The 16,791-nt window shown below is 70.5% G+C and carries 14 protein-coding genes; 6 read left to right on the forward strand and 8 right to left on the reverse strand.

Annotated elements, in window-relative coordinates; genetic code table 11:
- The first annotated feature begins 40 nt into the window (after nucleotides 1-40).
- Nucleotides 41-913, forward strand: a complete 873-nt coding sequence (locus BLQ50_RS00185; RefSeq protein ID WP_093180315.1) for a Sir2 family NAD-dependent protein deacetylase — start codon at nucleotides 41-43, stop codon at nucleotides 911-913.
- Here the strand turns inward: BLQ50_RS00185 and BLQ50_RS00190 are convergent.
- Nucleotides 897-1,793, reverse strand: coding sequence for a DMT family transporter (locus tag BLQ50_RS00190; protein ID WP_217629057.1), 897 nt, complete (start codon nucleotides 1,791-1,793; stop codon nucleotides 897-899). The two genes, BLQ50_RS00185 and BLQ50_RS00190, sit on opposite strands and share 17 nt — an antisense overlap.
- Before the next feature lie 43 nt (nucleotides 1,794-1,836).
- Nucleotides 1,837-2,298 carry a tRNA adenosine(34) deaminase TadA gene (tadA, locus tag BLQ50_RS00195; protein ID WP_425424076.1) on the reverse strand — a complete coding sequence of 154 codons (462 nt, stop codon included), beginning with the start codon at nucleotides 2,296-2,298 and terminating at the stop codon, nucleotides 1,837-1,839.
- Between the two features lie 133 nt (nucleotides 2,299-2,431).
- On the opposite strand from tadA, the gene upp reads away from it, so the two are divergent.
- Together upp and BLQ50_RS18755 are read left to right on the forward strand one after the other, a co-directional pair.
- Complete coding sequence (gene upp / locus BLQ50_RS00200; RefSeq protein ID WP_093180316.1) at nucleotides 2,432-3,070, forward strand: uracil phosphoribosyltransferase; 639 nt, start codon at nucleotides 2,432-2,434, stop codon at nucleotides 3,068-3,070.
- Between the two features lie 250 nt (nucleotides 3,071-3,320).
- Nucleotides 3,321-4,010 carry a winged helix-turn-helix domain-containing protein gene (locus BLQ50_RS18755; protein WP_093180318.1) on the forward strand — a complete coding sequence of 230 codons (690 nt, stop codon included), beginning with the start codon at nucleotides 3,321-3,323 and terminating at the stop codon, nucleotides 4,008-4,010.
- A gap of 55 nt (nucleotides 4,011-4,065) precedes the next feature.
- Here BLQ50_RS18755 and BLQ50_RS00210 read toward each other — a convergent pair whose 3' ends face one another.
- Nucleotides 4,066-8,793 (reverse strand): sigma-70 family RNA polymerase sigma factor, encoded by a 4,728-nt coding sequence (locus BLQ50_RS00210; protein WP_175558953.1) that lies wholly within the window; start codon nucleotides 8,791-8,793, stop codon nucleotides 4,066-4,068.
- Between the two features lie 219 nt (nucleotides 8,794-9,012).
- Here BLQ50_RS00210 and BLQ50_RS00215 point away from each other — a divergent pair, with 219 nt between their 5' ends.
- Nucleotides 9,013-9,783, forward strand: a complete 771-nt coding sequence (locus BLQ50_RS00215) for a hypothetical protein (RefSeq protein WP_139185637.1) — start codon at nucleotides 9,013-9,015, stop codon at nucleotides 9,781-9,783.
- Between the two features lie 74 nt (nucleotides 9,784-9,857).
- Here BLQ50_RS00215 and BLQ50_RS00220 read toward each other — a convergent pair whose 3' ends face one another.
- Nucleotides 9,858-10,163, reverse strand: a complete 306-nt coding sequence (locus BLQ50_RS00220; protein ID WP_093180322.1) for a DUF1540 domain-containing protein — start codon at nucleotides 10,161-10,163, stop codon at nucleotides 9,858-9,860.
- Nucleotides 10,164-10,358: 195 nt separating this feature from the next.
- On the opposite strand from BLQ50_RS00220, the gene BLQ50_RS00225 reads away from it, so the two are divergent.
- Complete coding sequence (locus BLQ50_RS00225; RefSeq protein ID WP_093180324.1) at nucleotides 10,359-11,168, forward strand: phosphotransferase; 810 nt, start codon at nucleotides 10,359-10,361, stop codon at nucleotides 11,166-11,168.
- Nucleotides 11,169-11,264: 96 nt separating this feature from the next.
- Here the strand turns inward: BLQ50_RS00225 and BLQ50_RS00230 are convergent, their stop codons facing one another.
- The 4 genes from BLQ50_RS00230 to dnaK form a co-directional block, all read right to left on the reverse strand.
- Nucleotides 11,265-11,738 carry a heat shock protein transcriptional repressor HspR gene (locus BLQ50_RS00230; RefSeq protein ID WP_093180325.1) on the reverse strand — a complete coding sequence of 158 codons (474 nt, stop codon included), beginning with the start codon at nucleotides 11,736-11,738 and terminating at the stop codon, nucleotides 11,265-11,267.
- Nucleotides 11,739-11,743: 5 nt separating this feature from the next.
- Nucleotides 11,744-12,742, reverse strand: a complete 999-nt coding sequence (locus BLQ50_RS00235) for a DnaJ C-terminal domain-containing protein (protein WP_093180327.1) — start codon at nucleotides 12,740-12,742, stop codon at nucleotides 11,744-11,746.
- A 118-nt stretch (nucleotides 12,743-12,860) separates the two neighbouring features.
- Nucleotides 12,861-13,415, reverse strand: a complete 555-nt coding sequence (locus BLQ50_RS00240) for a nucleotide exchange factor GrpE (protein WP_093180328.1) — start codon at nucleotides 13,413-13,415, stop codon at nucleotides 12,861-12,863.
- Entirely contained in the window at nucleotides 13,412-15,265 is a 1,854-nt protein-coding gene (gene dnaK / locus BLQ50_RS00245; RefSeq protein ID WP_093180330.1) for a molecular chaperone DnaK, read from the reverse strand. The genes BLQ50_RS00240 and dnaK overlap by 4 nt, the downstream gene beginning before the upstream one ends.
- A 256-nt stretch (nucleotides 15,266-15,521) precedes the next feature.
- Here dnaK and BLQ50_RS00250 point away from each other — a divergent pair, with 256 nt between their 5' ends.
- Nucleotides 15,522-16,739 (forward strand): amidohydrolase, encoded by a 1,218-nt coding sequence (locus BLQ50_RS00250; RefSeq protein ID WP_093180332.1) that lies wholly within the window; start codon nucleotides 15,522-15,524, stop codon nucleotides 16,737-16,739.
- Nucleotides 16,740-16,791: the final 52 nt, after the last annotated feature.

The raw sequence follows: 16,791 nt of genomic DNA on the forward strand, positions 1-16,791 counted from the left end.
CCCGAGCAGCCAACCCTCGCCGACGTCGTAGCCTGGAGGGGTGGATACACCTCTCCTCGACCTGCTCTCTGCCGGTCCCTTCACCGTGCTCACCGGCGCGGGGCTCTCGACCGATTCCGGGATCCCGGACTACCGCGGCCCCGGTTCCCCTGTCCGGCGACCGATGACCTATCAGCAGTTCATCGGCGACCCGGACTTCCGGCGCCACTACTGGGCCCGCAATCACGTCGGCTGGCGGCACGTGCGCCGCGCCCTCCCCAACGACGGCCACCGGGCCCTCGCCGAGCTCGAGGCCGCGGGTCACGTCGCCGGTGTCATCACGCAGAACGTCGACACCCTGCACGCGGCCGCCGGCAGCTCTCGCCTCATCGACCTGCACGGCAGCTACGACCGGGTCGTGTGTCTGGGCTGCGGGGCGGTGGTTTCACGTGAATCCTTGGCCGTCCGCCTCGAGGCCGCCAACCCTGGCTTCGTGGAGTCGGTGGGCCGGGTCGAGGACATCGAGATCGCCCCCGACGCCGATGCCGTGATCGAGGCCACCGCGCACTTTCGCACCGTGGACTGCGAGCGCTGCGGTGGGCTCCTCAAGCCCGACATCGTGTACTTCGGCGAGATGGTCCCCAAGGACCGCGTCGCGGGCGCCTTCGCGATGCTCGACGACTCCGCGGCCCTCCTGGTGGCCGGTTCCTCCCTGACCGTCCACTCAGGCCTGCGCTTCGTCAAGCACGCCGCGAAAACCGGCAAGCCGGTCGCGATCGTCAACCGTGGGGCGACCCGCGGCGACCACCTCGCCGCCCTCGTCCTGGACGCGGGGACGACGACGACGCTGCGCGCCCTCGCGGACGCGCTCGGCTCCCGCGCGCCCAACACTCCCGGACCGCCCAGGACTCCCGCGCCTAAGGTCCGACGATGATCTCCGCCGGCGCTGCCTCGGCCGACGCGGCGGCCAGCATGATCGTGGCCACCGCCATGGCGGCCCCCACCACGATGATCACCAGGCCGCGCAGACCGTGCATGTTCAGGGTGTCCCCGTACACCGCCAGACCCAGCCCGACGGCGACGACCGGCTCCGCGACCGTGACCGCCGGCATCGAGGCGGACAACGGCCCCGCCTGGAAGGCCGACTGCTGGATCACCGTGCCCGCGATCGACACCGCAACGAGCACCCACAGCTGCCAGCTGCCCACGATCACCCCGAGGGCGGCCAGCACCCCGGAGTGGTCGAAGACGTCGACGAGCGTCTTAGTCAGCGCAGCGAGCACGCCGTAGAGCACTCCCGCGGCTGTGCCCAGCAGGAGCGCCTTGCGGGCGCTCGACCGCCGCCCTGCGCCCAGAAAGCACGCCGCAAGCAGCACGGCGACGAGGAGCCCCGGCGCCCGCCACTGGGCAAGGCCCGGGGACAGCCCACCGGACGTGGGCGCGCCGACGACCATAAAGGCCGCGAGCGACGTGACCAGCACGAGCGCCCAGACGCCGTCGCTCACCCGCAGCCGGCGCCCGGACCACCGGGCGGCCAGCGGCAGCGCAAAGAGCAGCGAGGTGACCACGAGCGGCTGCACCACGAGCAGGGAGCCGACCGCGAGGGCGAGAGCCTGCAGGGCGTAGCCGGCGACGTCGGCGACCAGGCCGAGCCACCACAGCGGCATCCGCACCAACCGCAGGATCAGTCGCAGGCCGCGCGCCTCGGCGTCGGGCACGGTCTGCGCGGCGCGCTGCAGGGTCGCCGAGCCGAGCGCGAAGAGGAAGGAACCGCCGAGGGCGAGCAGGACCGGCGCGGTCAGCGACGCGCTCACGGCCGGTCACCGGGGCAGTCGGCCCCCTCCAGCGCCCGCACGATCAGGCCCGGTGCTCGGTGAAGAAGTCGACAAGCTGGGCGGCGCACTCGGCCTCGCGGACACCGCCGAGGACTTCGACGCGGTGGTTCATCCGGCGGTCGCGCACGATGTCCCACACCGACCCGGTCGCCCCGGCCTTGGCGTCCCAGGCCCCCAGGACCAGGCGCGGCACCCGGGCGAGCAAGATCGCACCGGCGCACATCGCGCACGGTTCGAGGGTAACCACGAGCGTGCAACCCGCCAGGCGCCACTCCCCCACGGCCTCGGCGGCCTGGCGCAGCGCGAGCACCTCGGCGTGGGCCGTGGGGTCCCCGGTTGCCTCGCGGGCGTTGTGCCCACGGCCGATGACCGCGCCGTCCGGCCCGACGACGATCGCACCCACCGGGACGTCCCCGGTCTCGAGCGCGAGGGCGGCCTCGGCGAGGGCCAACCCCATGAGCGCCTCGAGGTCGGCGCGGGCCAGGACGGGTGAGGTGGGCTGCTGCTCTGTCGGCTCTGGCACGGCTCGAGCCTATCGCCCGCCCCGGCCGGCGGACCGGCGCAGGTCCCGCGCCGGTCCTGCAAGCTGCCCGGCCCGGAGACGGTAAGTTGGGGGCATGCGCCTGCACGTCATCGACCACCCGCTGGTCGCCCACAAGCTCACCGTCCTGCGAAACCAGGAGACGGCGTCTCCGACGTTCCGGCTGCTGGTCGACGAACTCGTCACGCTCCTCGCCTACGAGGCGACCCGTGAGGTGCGCACCGAGCCACATATGATCACGACGCCCGTGACGACCACGGTCGGCACCCGGATCGCGGACCCGCGTCCGCTCGTCGTGCCGATCCTGCGCGCCGGGCTGGGCATGCTCGACGGCATGACCCGCCTGCTCCCCACGGCCGAGGTCGGCTTCCTGGGCATGCAGCGCGACGAGCAGACCTTCGAGGCGGTCACGTACGCGAACCGCCTTCCCGATGACCTGACCGGTCGGCAGTGCTTCCTGCTCGACCCGATGCTCGCGACCGGCGGCACGCTCATCGCCGCGATCAACTTCCTCTTCGACCGCGGCGCCCGTGACGTGACCGCCGTGTGCCTGCTCGCGGCCCCCGAAGGCCTGGATATCCTCGACAAGGCGATCGGCGACCGCGTCGACGTCAAGGTCGTGGTCGCGGCCGTCGACGAGCGCCTCGACGAGAACGGCTACATCGTGCCCGGGCTGGGCGACGCCGGCGACCGGTTGTACGGCGTCGTCGACTAGCTCGACCAGCCCGGATGCCATCGGTCGCCTAGGCGACCGATGGCCACCATATGAGACTTTCGGTGTCATCTCTAGGTGATCGGGAGATCACCTGCCACTCTTCCACTATGAACAGCCCACGCTTGACTGACGCCGCCGCCTCGGTGCGCCTCGTCATGTCCGCGTGCGGCCGTGCGTGTTGTCGGTTCTGACCACTCAGACCAGACCGACCTGTCCCGTACCCGGGACCCACGCATACCCGGAGAGTGCCATGACGGCCCCCATTGATGTTTCAGCGCCGACCCGTTCCCAGCCCGGATTCCTGCTCTGGGTCGGGGTGAACCCTGCAGACCGCCGGCGTCACGCCGCCGAGATCATCGAGCTCGCCGAAACGCTGGGCGAGCTCGCCCGCGAGCTCCTGCCCACGGCCGAGACGTTCACCGCCCTGTCCCTGGGCGAGTCCGGCCCCCAGACCCCGCGCACAGAGGACCTCGGAGCGCTGCGCCAGCGGCTCACCGCGCTCGAGGTGATCGCCCACACACCGCTGTGGTCCGAGGCGGGTGTGTTCGACTCCGCAGCGAGTCCGGCCGACGGCGCACCCGGCCCCGCGGACCAGGCGGTGCCGTTGTTCGAGATCGACCTGTCCCCCCGGGTCCGGATCGACCTCCCGGCCCGTCGGGTCGTGGCCGACGGTGCAGAGCAGCGGCTCACGTACAAGGAGTTCGAGCTGCTGTCCCACCTCGTCACGTCGGCGGGGCGCGTCGTCTCGCGCTCGGAGCTGCTGCTGTCCGTGTGGCGCTCGGAGAGCGTGGACTCCGCGTCCCGGACCATCGACGTCCACGTGCGCCGGCTGCGCGAGAAGCTCGGCCTGCAGAACCAGATCATCACCGTCCGTGGTGCTGGCTACCGCTTCGCCCGGAGCGAGTACGTCGAGGTCATCGAGGCCGCGCAGGCCGGGTGACCCGAGCCGCCGCAGTCGTCGTCAGTGAGGCCGTCGAAGGCCGTCGCACCGCCGGTCACCGGGTGGTGACGGTGAGGACGCCGATCACGTACTGGTCGCTCGAGGTCTCCGCAGAGACGGTGTTCTGCCCGGCCAGCACCTTCGAGGTCTCGAACTTCTTCGCGTCGACGCCGAGGGAGTTGCCGTAGCGGGCGGCCGAGCCCCAAGCTGTCGAGTTGAACGCGTCATTGGCCTGACCGAGCAGCTCCTTCGCCGGCGTCGACCCGTGCAGCACCGGACGCAGCGGCGCCGCGTTGAGCAGCAGCCGGTCCCCGGTCACCCCGCGGTCCCCCTCCCACGCGACGACGCCGAAAGTCACGTTCCCAGCCCCCTCGCCGAGGAAGCTGAAGCTCGCCTTGGAGTTGGTGGTCACCGCCATCGCCCCGTCGAGCACGGTCACCGTCCCGTTGGGCAGCGCCGCGTCCTCGTAGACCACGACGAGGGACCAACCGGCGTAGTAGGAGTCCATTCCGGCGGACTTCTGGGTGTAGTCGAGCGCGGGCAGCGCGACGTCGGCCACCGACCACTCGCCCTCGCCCTGGAGGGCGACCAGCGCGGTGACGTCCGCATAGGACTGGTAATAGACCCGCCCGGCACTGTCGGCGACCTGGCCGAGCACCTCGCCCGTCACGGCCTCGTAGGACTTGGCTGCCGGGCCGCGCAGCTGCGCCGAGGTGAGATCCTGCGTGAACGACTCCCCGGGCTTGCGGTTCGCCGACCAGTAGAGCCCGGCGTGCTTCACGGTCGCCCCCGCCGGGATGTCCACGGTGGCTGACGACGAGGAGGTGACGCCCCCGGCATCGTTGAGCGGCTTCATGATGTAGTGGTTGTTCTGCGCCAAACCGCCCGCAGTATCAGCTGCGAGCGAGCAGGCCGAGACGGACCCAGGCGCGCACCGCATCAACGGTGCGCCGACCTCGGTCACCGCGACCGGGCCGGGCCAGGTCCCACGGACGCCCAGCTCGGTCTGCGACGTGACGGTGAACGCGCCGTTCGCCTGCGCCGGGGCGCCGGTGACAGGATCCGTCCCGGTCACCGTGTAGCCGACGTCGCCCGAGCTCACCAGTCCGTCGACGCTCGTCAGCGTGAGCGGCACGATCCTGGCCTTTTCCGCGGCGAGGGGGCCGATCGTGCAGGTGAGGGTGTCGTCGTCGCAGGTGGTGGGCGCGGCTGAGGTGGCGAGGCTGCCCAGGATCCCGTCTGGGAGGTCGAAGGTCACCACGACGTCCGTGAGGTCGAGAGTGGCGGTGTTGCGGACCGTCACCGGGACGGTCACGCCCTTCCCGATCGGGACCGTGTTGATGGCGTCGACGGAGACGGCGGGCTCCGCGAGCGGCGCCTGGGGCTGGTCGAGCACTCCCGAGAGGTCCGTGCCGGGGTCTGCCGAGGCGGGCGTGGAGTGCACGGCCAGGACCCCGAAGCTGGTGGCTCCAGGGTCGATGGTCAGTGCGAGCGGCTCCCGGGCGCCCGCGGGGACGGACAACAGGCCCGCGGACCGGAAGGTCGCGACGTCGGGCAGGGCGGCGGGGAGCGGCTCCAGGAGGGCGCCGTTGACCGTGAGGCCCGCGGCGTCCCGAGCCGTGCCGACGGCCGCGACGCGGACCGGGCCTGCGGCGGGGAGCGAGAGCAGGGGCGAGCCCGGCACCGAGGCGGAAGCTGCGTCGTCGTTCGCGCCGGAGGCAGTTGGGGCCGCAGGTAGGCCGAGGAGCATCGTCACGGTCGCCTCGGGCAGGCCGATCCGGTCGTAGATGACGGTCAGGGACCATGTGAGGTCCGCCGGCAGCGCGGCTCCGGGGACAGGTGCGACGAACCATCGACCGGGCTGGGCGTGGCCTGCAACCAGGGCGGTGACGTCCGCTGCGGCCCAGTACCCGGACGGCCCGACACCCGTGGGTGCCAGGACCGTCCCGCGACCGGTGATCGCCTCGGAGGCGAAGTCGCCGGCGTCGGTGCGCAGCTCCACGGTGGACAGGCCAGTGGCGTCGAGGCCCTCCGCATCCCGCCCGGACCACACGAGCGTGGCCTCGCGCACCGTGGCGCCGTCGGGCAGCGCGAGGTTGAGCGGGCTGCCGATCGGGCTGGCGACGTGCGCGACCTGCAGCGGGCCCCGCAGGACGCTCGCCGCGGACAAGCCTGCGGGGGCGACGGACAGCGTGGACGGGACGGCCGCAGGTGTCGGGACCGGTGCCCGCCGGAAGCTCGTCGAGGGCGCGACCGTCCCGGTGAAAGTGGAGTCGGCATCGACCTGGACGGGCAGGATGACCGAGGCCCACCAGTCCCCGTAGACCGCCGGCCCGGCGCAGGTCAGGACGTCGAGCTCGAGGACGCAGGACCAGCCGGGCGTGCTGCCCGGCGCGGGGACGACCACGGACCCGCCGTCCGGCGTGCTCGTGTCGATCGGCGCGCGCGCCTGGGCGGGCGCGTTCGGGTCGGCTGGCGCGTTCGGGTCGACCGGCACTGCGGTGGTGCGCCAGGTCAGGCCGCTGCCAGCAGGGAGAGCCAGCTCTACCCGGGCGTCGGAGGCCGTGACCTGGCCGCCGTTCGTCACGGTCACCGCGACGTGCCCGGGCTGGCCGGCCACCAGGGCCGACACAGGGACCACGGTCGCGGACAGTCGCGCCGGGGCGGCCTGTACCGGGGAGGTGAACGGCCACGGCTCGCCGACCGGATCCCGGCCGATGAAGACCTGTGCCGCCAGGTCCGCGGTGTCGGCGTCCTCGGCGTAGAAGGTGAGCTTGAGCGTCACGTCGGCGTCCGGTGCGATCTCGTCGACCACGCACCGCACGACGTGCGTCCCGGCGCCAGAGCCGGTGTCGGCGCAGCTCCACCCGTCCGCCGTCGTCAGCAGCAGACGCGGACCGAAGACCCCGCTGCTCACGGCGTCCTGGGGGATGAAGCGCAGGGTTTCCGGGACTGTCAGCGCCACGGCCACGTTCGTGGCGGCTGTCCCGCCCTGGTTGCTCACCGAGATCTCGACCGTGTTGTCCTGACGCGCCACGAGCGTCGTTCCGGCGTCGAAGCTGACCTGGAGGTCGGCCGGAGACGCAGGTGGGTCGGTCGCGTCTGAGGGGTCGGTCGGGTCAGTCGTGTCGGTCGTGGGCTCAAGTGTTGGGGTCGGTGATGCAGCTGGGCTAGGGAGCGCGGTGGAGCCCGCCGTCGGCGAGGCAGACGGGGTCGCCCCTGGTGCTGCGGCGGTCACCGACGTACCTCCAGCCGTCGACGGCGCGCCGCCGGCGTCGGCCGAGCGGGCGGGGTCCGGGACGAGGGTGTTCGCCGGGTCGGCGGGGTCGGCCGACGGGACCTGGGTTGGAGGCTGCTGGTCGGGGACAGCGTCGGCGCCGTGCGCAGCGCCGCCCGAGGTTGCGGCGTCGTTCGGAGGCTCGACCGCCTCATCCGACCCGGAGAAGACCCCGAGCGCGGCCGAGATCGCTACCGCGGCACCCACGACGACGACCGCGGCGGCTCCGACGAGCAGAGCCGGGAGGCCCGCCAGCGCAGCGCCGATCCCCGACGCCGCAGTGCCAGACGCCGCTGCTCCTGACGCCGCCGTACCAGCCACGGAGGCGCTGGCCCCAGTTCCGTGCACGCCCACGCCAGCGCCAGTCGCGGCAGGACCGGTCGTGGCCCCACCGGTCGTGGCAGTGGCAGGCGTGGCAGTGGCGGGCGTGGCAGCCCCGGAGGCCCCCGGTCCGGCCGTGGCCCCGGTTCCCGCAGCGGAGGCCGTGCCAGCGGCACTGATCCCCGCGACGACACCGGCCCCGGCGACTGCGCTCACACCTGCGACGGACAAGACCCCGGCGACTGCGCTGCCCCCCGCAGCTCCTGATGCGCCGACGGACAGACCGGAGCCTCCCCCGGCGGTCACCCCAGACGCGGTCCCCCCGGCGGTCGTCCCACCAGCTCCAGCAGAGGTTCCGGCGCCCGCGGTCGAGGCGGTCGCCACGGCGGTCCCCCACAGCGGGAGCCCCCCACGGATGACGGCCATGCCAGCGAGACCGAGCACAAGCGGAGCGATGACGCCGCGCATACCGTGCGAGACGTCCGCGAGCTCGACGAGCAACCCCCGGCACTCCCCGCAGGACTCGAGGTGGGCATTGACGAGAGCCATGTCGCGCTTGGACAACGCCTCGCGCACGTAACCGGCCAGCAGCGAGTTGGTCCTCGCGCAATCCTCGGTGGGCGCAGACGTCAGGTGCTGCTGCAGATACTGCTGACGCAGGCCCTCTCGGGCGCGATACGTCAGTGCCGCGGCGCTGTTGGCAGTGAGCCCCAGGCTCGAGGCGAACTCGGCCGGGGTGAGACCCTCAACCTCGGAATACCACAGCGCCGCCTGCCAGCGCTCGGGGAGCGCCCGGTAGGCCCGGGCCACGGTCGACCGCTCGAATCCCTCGAGGGCGGGTTCCTCGCTCGAGGCGGACGGGCCGAAGACGGACTCGAATCCTGCGTCGTCGGTCGGTTGCATCCGGCGGCTCTGGTTGACGGCCACGTAGGCGAGGCGGCGCACGACCGTGAAGAGATAGGCGCGGAAGGCCGTGTCCGGTCCGCCCCCGCCAGACAGGATGGTCAGCACCTTGGTGAACGCGTCGGCGACCACGTCGTCCGCTCCGGCGGAGGACGGCATGTACTGGCGCGCAACCGTGCGCGCCGCGCCCGCGTGCCGCTCGTACAGTGCGCCGAAGGCGGCCGTCGCTCCCTTGCGAACAGCCGAGATCAGCTCCGTGTCAGAGGATGCTGCGTCCCACACAGAAATCTGTTCTTGGGTCACTTCACCCCCCATTCGACGCTCATGGATGCCCACAGGCATCTTGCCTGACATAAGCCAACACGTCTATGGCTGCCGGAAGCCTCCGCGACCGGCCGAGATGGCCCAGCTAGCCCCGAGGATATGTCCAATTCTGGAGATTGAGAAAAACTGGTGTGCAGATCAGCGTCATAAATGCCGCCCGACGGTGTCTCTCTTGACGTGAACATCCTCGTGACGGGTGCCCTGCCACCCCAAGAAGCCCTGCGCAAGCAGTGGCGGTCCGCGAGCCTCGCTTCCACCTGGCTGCACGCCGACGACTGGTACCACCCCTCGGTCGACGCATTGTTGGAAGCGCTCTCACTCGGCTCGTCCGCCGAGTCCGCGTGCGAAGGCCTTGGATTCGCCCGCGCCGACGCGGGGTGCGGCATCGGGGAGGCGATCGACGACCTCACCTGCCTCTTCAGCACGCTCAACCGCCCCACCCCGGTGGCTGCGGTCCGCGCGCTGACCATCGGCTGGGTCGACCGGGAGATGATTTCACCGCCCTCGATGAGTTGCGTCGACGCGGGCTCAGGCCTGCACACCCTCGAGTACTTCACGATCCGGCTGCTAGAGGTGTACGGCACGCTCAACCACGGAGATCATGCCTCCCACGAGAACCATCTGCTGCTCTTCGTCGACGTCGGGCTGGAGAACCTCTCCCTGTGCGACCGCGTGGGCCGCTCGGCCGGGATGGGCCACACCCTGATCAACGCCTTCGGGGCGGGGCACCCGATCGCAGTCCTCGGCGGAGGCTCCTATGTGTCCCTGATCGAGCCCTCGAGGGGGACGGCCCCCTCCGAACGCGCACTAGCAAAGAACATCGAACAGTCCGCCCACGATCTGGGAATCTCCGAATTCCTCCGGCGCCCCCCACGCGTGTGGTGCGAACCTCTTCCCGAAACCCACGAGGAAGCGACGGCCCTTCTTCTCGCGCAGCGCCGTCGATAACACGCCACCGACAAACAAGTGCCCCCGACCCACACTATGCGGGCCGGGGGCACTTGTTTGTTGCGGACGAGGCGTCAGCGGGCCCTATAGGTCAGGCAGTCAGCCAGCTCGTCGACAGAGGCCCCGGCTCCGATACGGACGGACGACGCTGCGCACTCCAGGGCGGCGTTGTGGACGCATTCACTGCGCTGGCAGGCGCCGACCTGAGCGATCACCTTGTCCAGCCCGCCCTTGTGAGACAACGGGATGAAGGTCACGCACTCGGCGGACCCGGTGTGGCCAGCCACCGTCACCGCGCCGGCGTGGCATCCGTCGTGGTTGTAGCCGCAGGTCGCGACGGAGCACTCACTGACGCGAGGTAGATCGAGAAGTGCACTCATGGTTCCTCCAACGTTATTCGGTGCACCCAGTCCTCCGGCGTGCCGTGACATCCACCGTAAACCTGACAATGAATTCTTGCCTAGCAAGCAAGGACTAACTAACTCCCGTATTTATGCCAGACCTAAGGGCAGTACATTGTTGCGTATTCACGTTCTCCCCGGTCAGGGAGGTTCCGTGCCCGCCGGGAGATCAGGGTGGTCGCTGACATGGGTGCGCAGGAGTCCCTCGAGGGCTACCGTGAGGCTATGGACGCCCAGGTTCAGAGCTCGACGGACGACGACCGCACCGCCGCGCGCGACCACGCCACATCCCCAGTGCGGGCCTTCGTGCCCGACTCGGCGCACCTACTCACTCGCGGACGCAATGCGGACGTCTACCTGATCAACGACACCCAGGTGCTGCGGCGCCTGCACACCGGTGCAACGAGCTATCCCAACGTCGACCTCGTGCTGCATCTCAACGCCCACGACTATCCCACCGCCCGGGTCATCACGGTCGAGGGGACAGACCTCGTCATGGAGCGTCTCCACGGACCGACCCTGCTTCAGGCCCTTGATGCCGAAGAGGTGACGATCCCCGAGGGTGTCCGCATCCTGCTCGATCTGCACTCCGCGCTGCACGCGCTCCCGCTCCCGCCAGGGGCCGCGCCGCCTGCTGGAGCAAGCATGATCCATCTCGACCTGCACCCGGGGAACATCCTTCTCACGTCGAACGGCCCTCGTGTCATCGACTGGGAGTCGGCGCGTCTGGGGCCCGCTGAGCTGGACCTCGCGACGACGGCACTGGTCTTCGCCGAGGTGGTCGTCGACGGGAACGAGTACGCCCACGCCGCGCACAGCATGCTCCGCCACTTCACCGAGGCGACCGGACCGGGCTACGGGGGCCTCGTCGCGCAGGCAGCCGCGATCCGCTCCGCTCACCCCACGCTGGACCCGGCGGAACGCGAACTGCTGCCCGACGCGATCGTCGTCGTCGAGCAGGAGCTGCGGCGGCTAGGCAGATAGCCAGCAGGCACCGCAGCCAACGGCTGCGGCGGCTAGGCAGATAGCCAGCAGGCACCGCAGCCAACGGCTGCGGCGGCTAGGCAGATAGCAGCCGATTCAGCGCTGGGGCCGCCAGAGCACGAGGGCGCCGCTCTCGTTCTGGTCCTCGCTCGGGCCCTGGTCGCCGCGCCCCCAGCCGCGACGCCGGAACCGCTGCCCCCTGCGCACCGCGACGACGTCGCCCGAGGCCCCGGCCGTGAACACCCGCGAGCCGGGGTCGGCGGCAGCGGCGAGCAGGTCGACGCGGTGCTGCAGGCTGCGTACCTGCGACTCGAGGTCGAGGATGCGCTTGATCCCCGCGAGGTTGATGCCCTCGTCGTGGCTGAGCCGCTGCACCTCGATGAGCTGGCTGATGTCACGCAAGGAGTACCTACGCCCACGGCCGCTCGTGCGCTGCGGGGAGACGATCCCCAGCCGGTCGTACTGGCGCATGGTCTGGGGATGCATGCCCGCGAGCTCGGCGGCGCGGGAGATCGCGAAGACGGGCTCGTCCTCGCGCGGTCCACCGTCGAACACCACCTCGACGCGCATGGTCCCTATTCCTTCGCTCGCGTAAGCAGATCGGCTCGGATGTCGTCGCCGCCGGTCGCCGCCGCGAAGGCCTCGACCGCCTCACGGGCCGCCTTGGACAGCTTCTGCGGGACGGCGACCTGGACCGTGATGAGCAGGTCCCCGGTCTGCTTCGCCGTCTTGACCCCGTGCCCCTTGACCCGCAGCACGCGGCCGGACGGCGTGCCCTCAGGGACCTTGACCTTGACGGTCGGCCCGCTCAGGGTCGGCACCTCGATCTGGGTGCCGAGGGCGGCCTCCGCGAAGGTCACTGGGACGGTCATCCGGAGGTTGACCCCGTCGATCGTGAACACCGGGTGCGGTGTCACCGCGACGGTGATAGAGAGGTCACCGGCCGGTCCCCCGCCGATCCCAGGGCGCCCCTTGCCGCGCAGGCGGATCTTCTGGCCGTCGCGCACACCGGCCGGGATGCGCGCGGTCACGGAGCGTCCCTCGACGCTCAACGTGACGGTGCAGCCCTCGACCGCGTCGCGGAAGGGCAACGTCGTCGTCGCGGCAATATCTTGGCCGGCCTGAGCGCGCGCGTTGGGACGGAAGCCCGTCTGGCCGCCTCCCCCGGCGCCGCCGCCGAACATCGAGCTGAGGATGTCGTCGAAGCCGTCGGGCATACCGCCGCCGCGGGTGGAGTGCTGGGTACGCCCCCCACCGCCTCCGAACATCCCACCGAACATGTCCTCGAAGCCTGCGGAACCGCGCCCGCCCGACCCGGCCGAGAACCGGGCGCCGCCGCCGGCCATCGCGCGGATGGCATCGTACTGCTGGCGCTGCTCGGAGTCGGAGAGCACCGAGTAGGCCTCGCCGATCTCCTTGAACTTGGCCTCTGCCTTGGGGTCACCGGAGTTCTGGTCCGGGTGGTACTTGCGGGCGAGCTTGCGGTACGCCTTCTTGATCTCGGCGTCGTCCGCGTCCTTCGAGACGCCCAGCGCGGCATAGAAATCTTTCTCGATCCAGTCCTGACCGGTCAAGGCGCCTCCTTTCGTGTACTGCACCCATCGCGAGATGGGCCCAGGGGTGAGCTGTCATCAATCTAGTGGTGCGAGCCCGGACCCGGGTCGGGTCCGGGCTCGCAGGGTGCTGCAGGGGTCAGGCCTCCGGGCCGACGACGGCCACGCGCGCGGCGCGCACGATGCGGTCGCCGATCCGGTAGCCGGTCTCAATGACGGCCGTGACCGTCGTCGTCGTGGCGTCCGGGGACGTCTGGTGCATGAGTGCCTCGTGGACGGCGGGGTTGAACTCTTCCCCGGCCTCCCCGTAGGACTCGACGCCGAACCGCGTGAGCGTCGCCGTGAACTTGTCGGCGATGGCCTCGAACGGCCCGGTGAGGTCGCCTGCCTGGCGGGCACGGGAGACGTCGTCGAGCACGGGGAGCAGCCCGACGAGCAGGTCCTCGATGCCGCGGTTGCGTGCCAGCTCCTGCTCGCGCTTGGCGCGCTTGGAGAAGTTGGCGTACTCCGCGTTGAGGCGCTGCAGGTCACCAAGATGCTCAGCCGACGCGGCCTGAGCCTTCTCGAGCTCGGTCAGCTCGACCTGGGCCGCCGGGGTGGCGTCGACGTCGAATGCCTCCTGGGAGGGCTCGAAGTCGAGCCCGTCCAGGGGGTCGACGCCTTCTGCGCCGGTGGGGCTGTCATTCGTGGTCACTTGGCCTCCTCTTCGTCATCGACGATCTCGGCGTCCACGACGTCCTCGTCAGAGGCCGCTGCCTCGTCCGACGCGGCAGCGCCCTCGGGCGCGTCGGCCTGCGCGGCGTAGAGCGCCTCGCCGATCTTCTGCGCGACCGTGTTGAGGGTCTCCTGCTTGGCCTTGACCTCGGCGATGTCCGTTCCCTCGAGAGCGGTCTTCACCTCGTCGATCGCGGTCTGGACCTCGGTACGGATCTCCTCGGAGATCTTGTCCTCGTTCTCCTTGAGCAGCTTCTCGGTCGAGTACGCGAAGGACTCGGCCTGGTTGCGGACCTCGGCCTCCTCGCGGCGGGCCTTGTCCTCGGCTGCGTGCTCTTCGGCCTCGCGGACCATGCGCTCGATGTCTTCCTTCGGCAGCGCGGAGCCACCGGTGATCGTCATCGACTGCTCCTTGTTCGTGCCACGGTCCTTGGCGGAGACGTGCACGATCCCGTTCGCGTCGATGTCGAAGGTGACCTCGACCTGGGGGACCCCACGCGGGGCCGGCGCGATGCCGGTCAGCTCGAAGGTGCCCAACGGCTTGTTGTCCCGGGCGAACTCACGCTCACCCTGGAACACCTGGATGAGGACTGAGGGCTGGTTGTCGTCAGCCGTGGAGAAGATCTCGCTGCGCTTGGTCGGGATGGCCGTGTTGCGCTCGATGAGCTTGGTCATCACGCCACCCTTGGTCTCGATGCCGAGGGACAGCGGGGTCACGTCGATGAGCAGGATGTCCTTGCGCTCACCCTTGATGACGCCGGCCTGCAGGGCGGCGCCGACGGCGACGACCTCGTCCGGGTTGACGCCCTTGTTGGGCTCCTTGCCACCGGTGAGCTCCTTGACGACCTCGGTCACCGAGGGCATCCGGGTCGAGCCGCCGACGAGGACGATGTGGTCGATGTCCGCGATCGAGACGCCCGCGTCACGGATGACGGCGTGGAACGGTGCCTTCGTCCGGTCGAGGAGGTCCTGGGTCATCTGCTGGAACTGAGCACGCGTGAGCTTCTCGTCCAGGTGGATGGGGCCGTTCTCGCTCATGGACAGGTACTGCATGGAGATGTTCGTGCTCGTGGCCGAGGACAGCTCCTTCTTTGCCTGCTCGGAAGCCTCCCGCAGACGCTGCAGGGCGATCTTGTCCTTGGACAGGTCGACCCCGGACGAGTTCTTGACCTGCTTGATCAGGTACTCGACGATGCGGTTGTCCCAGTCGTCGCCGCCGAGGCGGTTGTCACCGGAGGTCGCGCGGACCTGGATGGTCGAGAAGTCGTCCTCGTCCTTGCCCACCTCGAGGAGGGAGACGTCGAAGGTTCCGCCACCGAGGTCGAAGACGAGGATGAGCTCGTCCTCCTTGCCCTTCTCCAGGCCGTAGGCCAGGGCCGCGGCGGTGGGCTCGTTGACGATGCGCAGGACGTTGAGCCCGGCGATCTGGCCGGCGTCCTTGGTCGCCTGACGCTCCGCGTCGTTGAAGTACGCGGGGACGGTGATGACGGCGTCCGTGACGGGCTCGCCCAGGTACTCCTCGGCGTCGCGCTTGAGCTTGCCGAGAATGCGCGCGGAGATCTCCTGCGCGTTGTACTTCTTGTCGTCGATCGCGACCGACCAGTCGGTCCCCATGTGACGCTTCACCGAGGAGATGGTGCGGTCGACGTTGGTGACGGCCTGACGCTTGGCGATCTCACCGACGAGGACCTCGCCGGTCTTGGAGAACGCGACGACGGACGGAGTGGTGCGGGCGCCCTCGGCGTTCGCGATGACGGTGGGCTCGCCACCTTCGAGGACCGAGACGACCGAGTTGGTGGTTCCGAGGTCAATTCCGACTGCACGTGCCATGTGTGTTGCCTTCCCTTGCCTGCGCCGGCGGGCTTCCCCGCGGCGACCTACGCCCGACGGCGGGTGGCCGCTCGGCGTGCTGGTTGAGTCTGTTCCACTCAAGTTTGCGCCTCGAGTTCGCGATGCGCAAGCTCGGCGGCTCAAACTTGAGTCTATCTGGCTCAACCTTGGACGTAATTGCTGTATTCCCGGATTCGGTGCCGCTGGGCGTTCGGTCCAGCCGCGCCTCCTGCCTTCCGGCGATAGGGTTCTGGCCATGAGCATCGACCTCGCACCCCTCTACCGTGACCTGCACGCACACCCCGAGCTGGGCTTCGCCGAGGTGCGCACGGCCGCCATCGCGGCCGAGGCCATGCGAGGCCTGGGTCTGGAGGTGACGACCGGCGTGGGAGGCACCGGTGTCGTCGCCGTCCTGGCCAACGGCCCCGGTCCCGTCGTGTACCTGCGCGCGGACATGGACGGGCTGCCGGTCCTGGAGAAGTCCGGGGTGGCCTACGCCAGCACGGACTCTGCCGTCGACGTCGACGGCGCCGAGGTCCCGCTCATGCACGCCTGCGGTCACGACGTGCACGTCACCTGCCTGATCGGCGCGACCGGTGACCTGGTCGCGCGGCGCACGCAGTGGTCCGGGACGCTCGTCGCCGTCTTCCAGCCGGCGGAGGAGCTCATCGCCGGGGCCGCCGCGATGCTCGCCGACGGGCTCCTGGACCGCTTCCCCCGGCCCGACGTCGTGCTCGGCCAGCACGTGGCCCCCTTCCCCGCCGGGTCGATCGCGCTGCACACCGGCGCGGCGATGGCCGGAGCCGACAGCATGACCGTCACCTTCCACGGCCAGGGCGGCCACGCTTCACGCCCGCACGCGACCATCGACCCGGTCCTGGCGGCGTGCTCGGCCGTGGTGAGGCTGCAGTCGGTCGTCTCCCGGGAGGTCGAGCCGGGCCAGCTGGCCGTGGTCACGGTGGGCAGCATCCACGCCGGCACACAGGGCAACATCATTCCCGACGACGCGACGATCGAGATCAACATCCGCACCATCAGCGCCGCGAGCCGCGAGCACGTCCTGGCCGCGGTGCGGCGGATCCTCGACGCCGAGGCGAGCGCCGCGGGCATGACCACCCCGCCCACGGTCGTCCTCGGCGATCACGCTCCGGCCACGATCAACGACGCCGCATCGGCCGAGCGGCTCCGCGCGCGGTTCGTCGCCGAGTTCGGACCCCAGGGCGTCTGGAGCCCTGCGGTGGTCGCCGGCAGCGAGGACGTCGGGCTCATCGCGACAGCCGCCGGCGTCCCCCTCGTCTTCTGGTTCCTCGGCGGGACCGACCCGGAGATCTTCGCAGCCGCGGCCCAGGCGGGAACGGTCGACCGGGACGTTCCGGGCAACCACTCCCCGTTCTTCGCGCCTGTCATCGAGCCGACGCTGTCGCGCGGGGTAGCCGCGCTGAGTGCGGCCGCCCGGGAGTGGTTCGGCCAGTAACGGTCGGCGGGCCGAAGCCGTCAAGAGCCCGTCAAGACTCCGTCGATGTGAT

Origin of the sequence: Sanguibacter gelidistatuariae (assembly GCF_900096585.1) — a bacterium.
GTDB classification, from domain to species: Bacteria; Actinomycetota; Actinomycetes; order Actinomycetales; family Cellulomonadaceae; genus Sanguibacter; species Sanguibacter gelidistatuariae.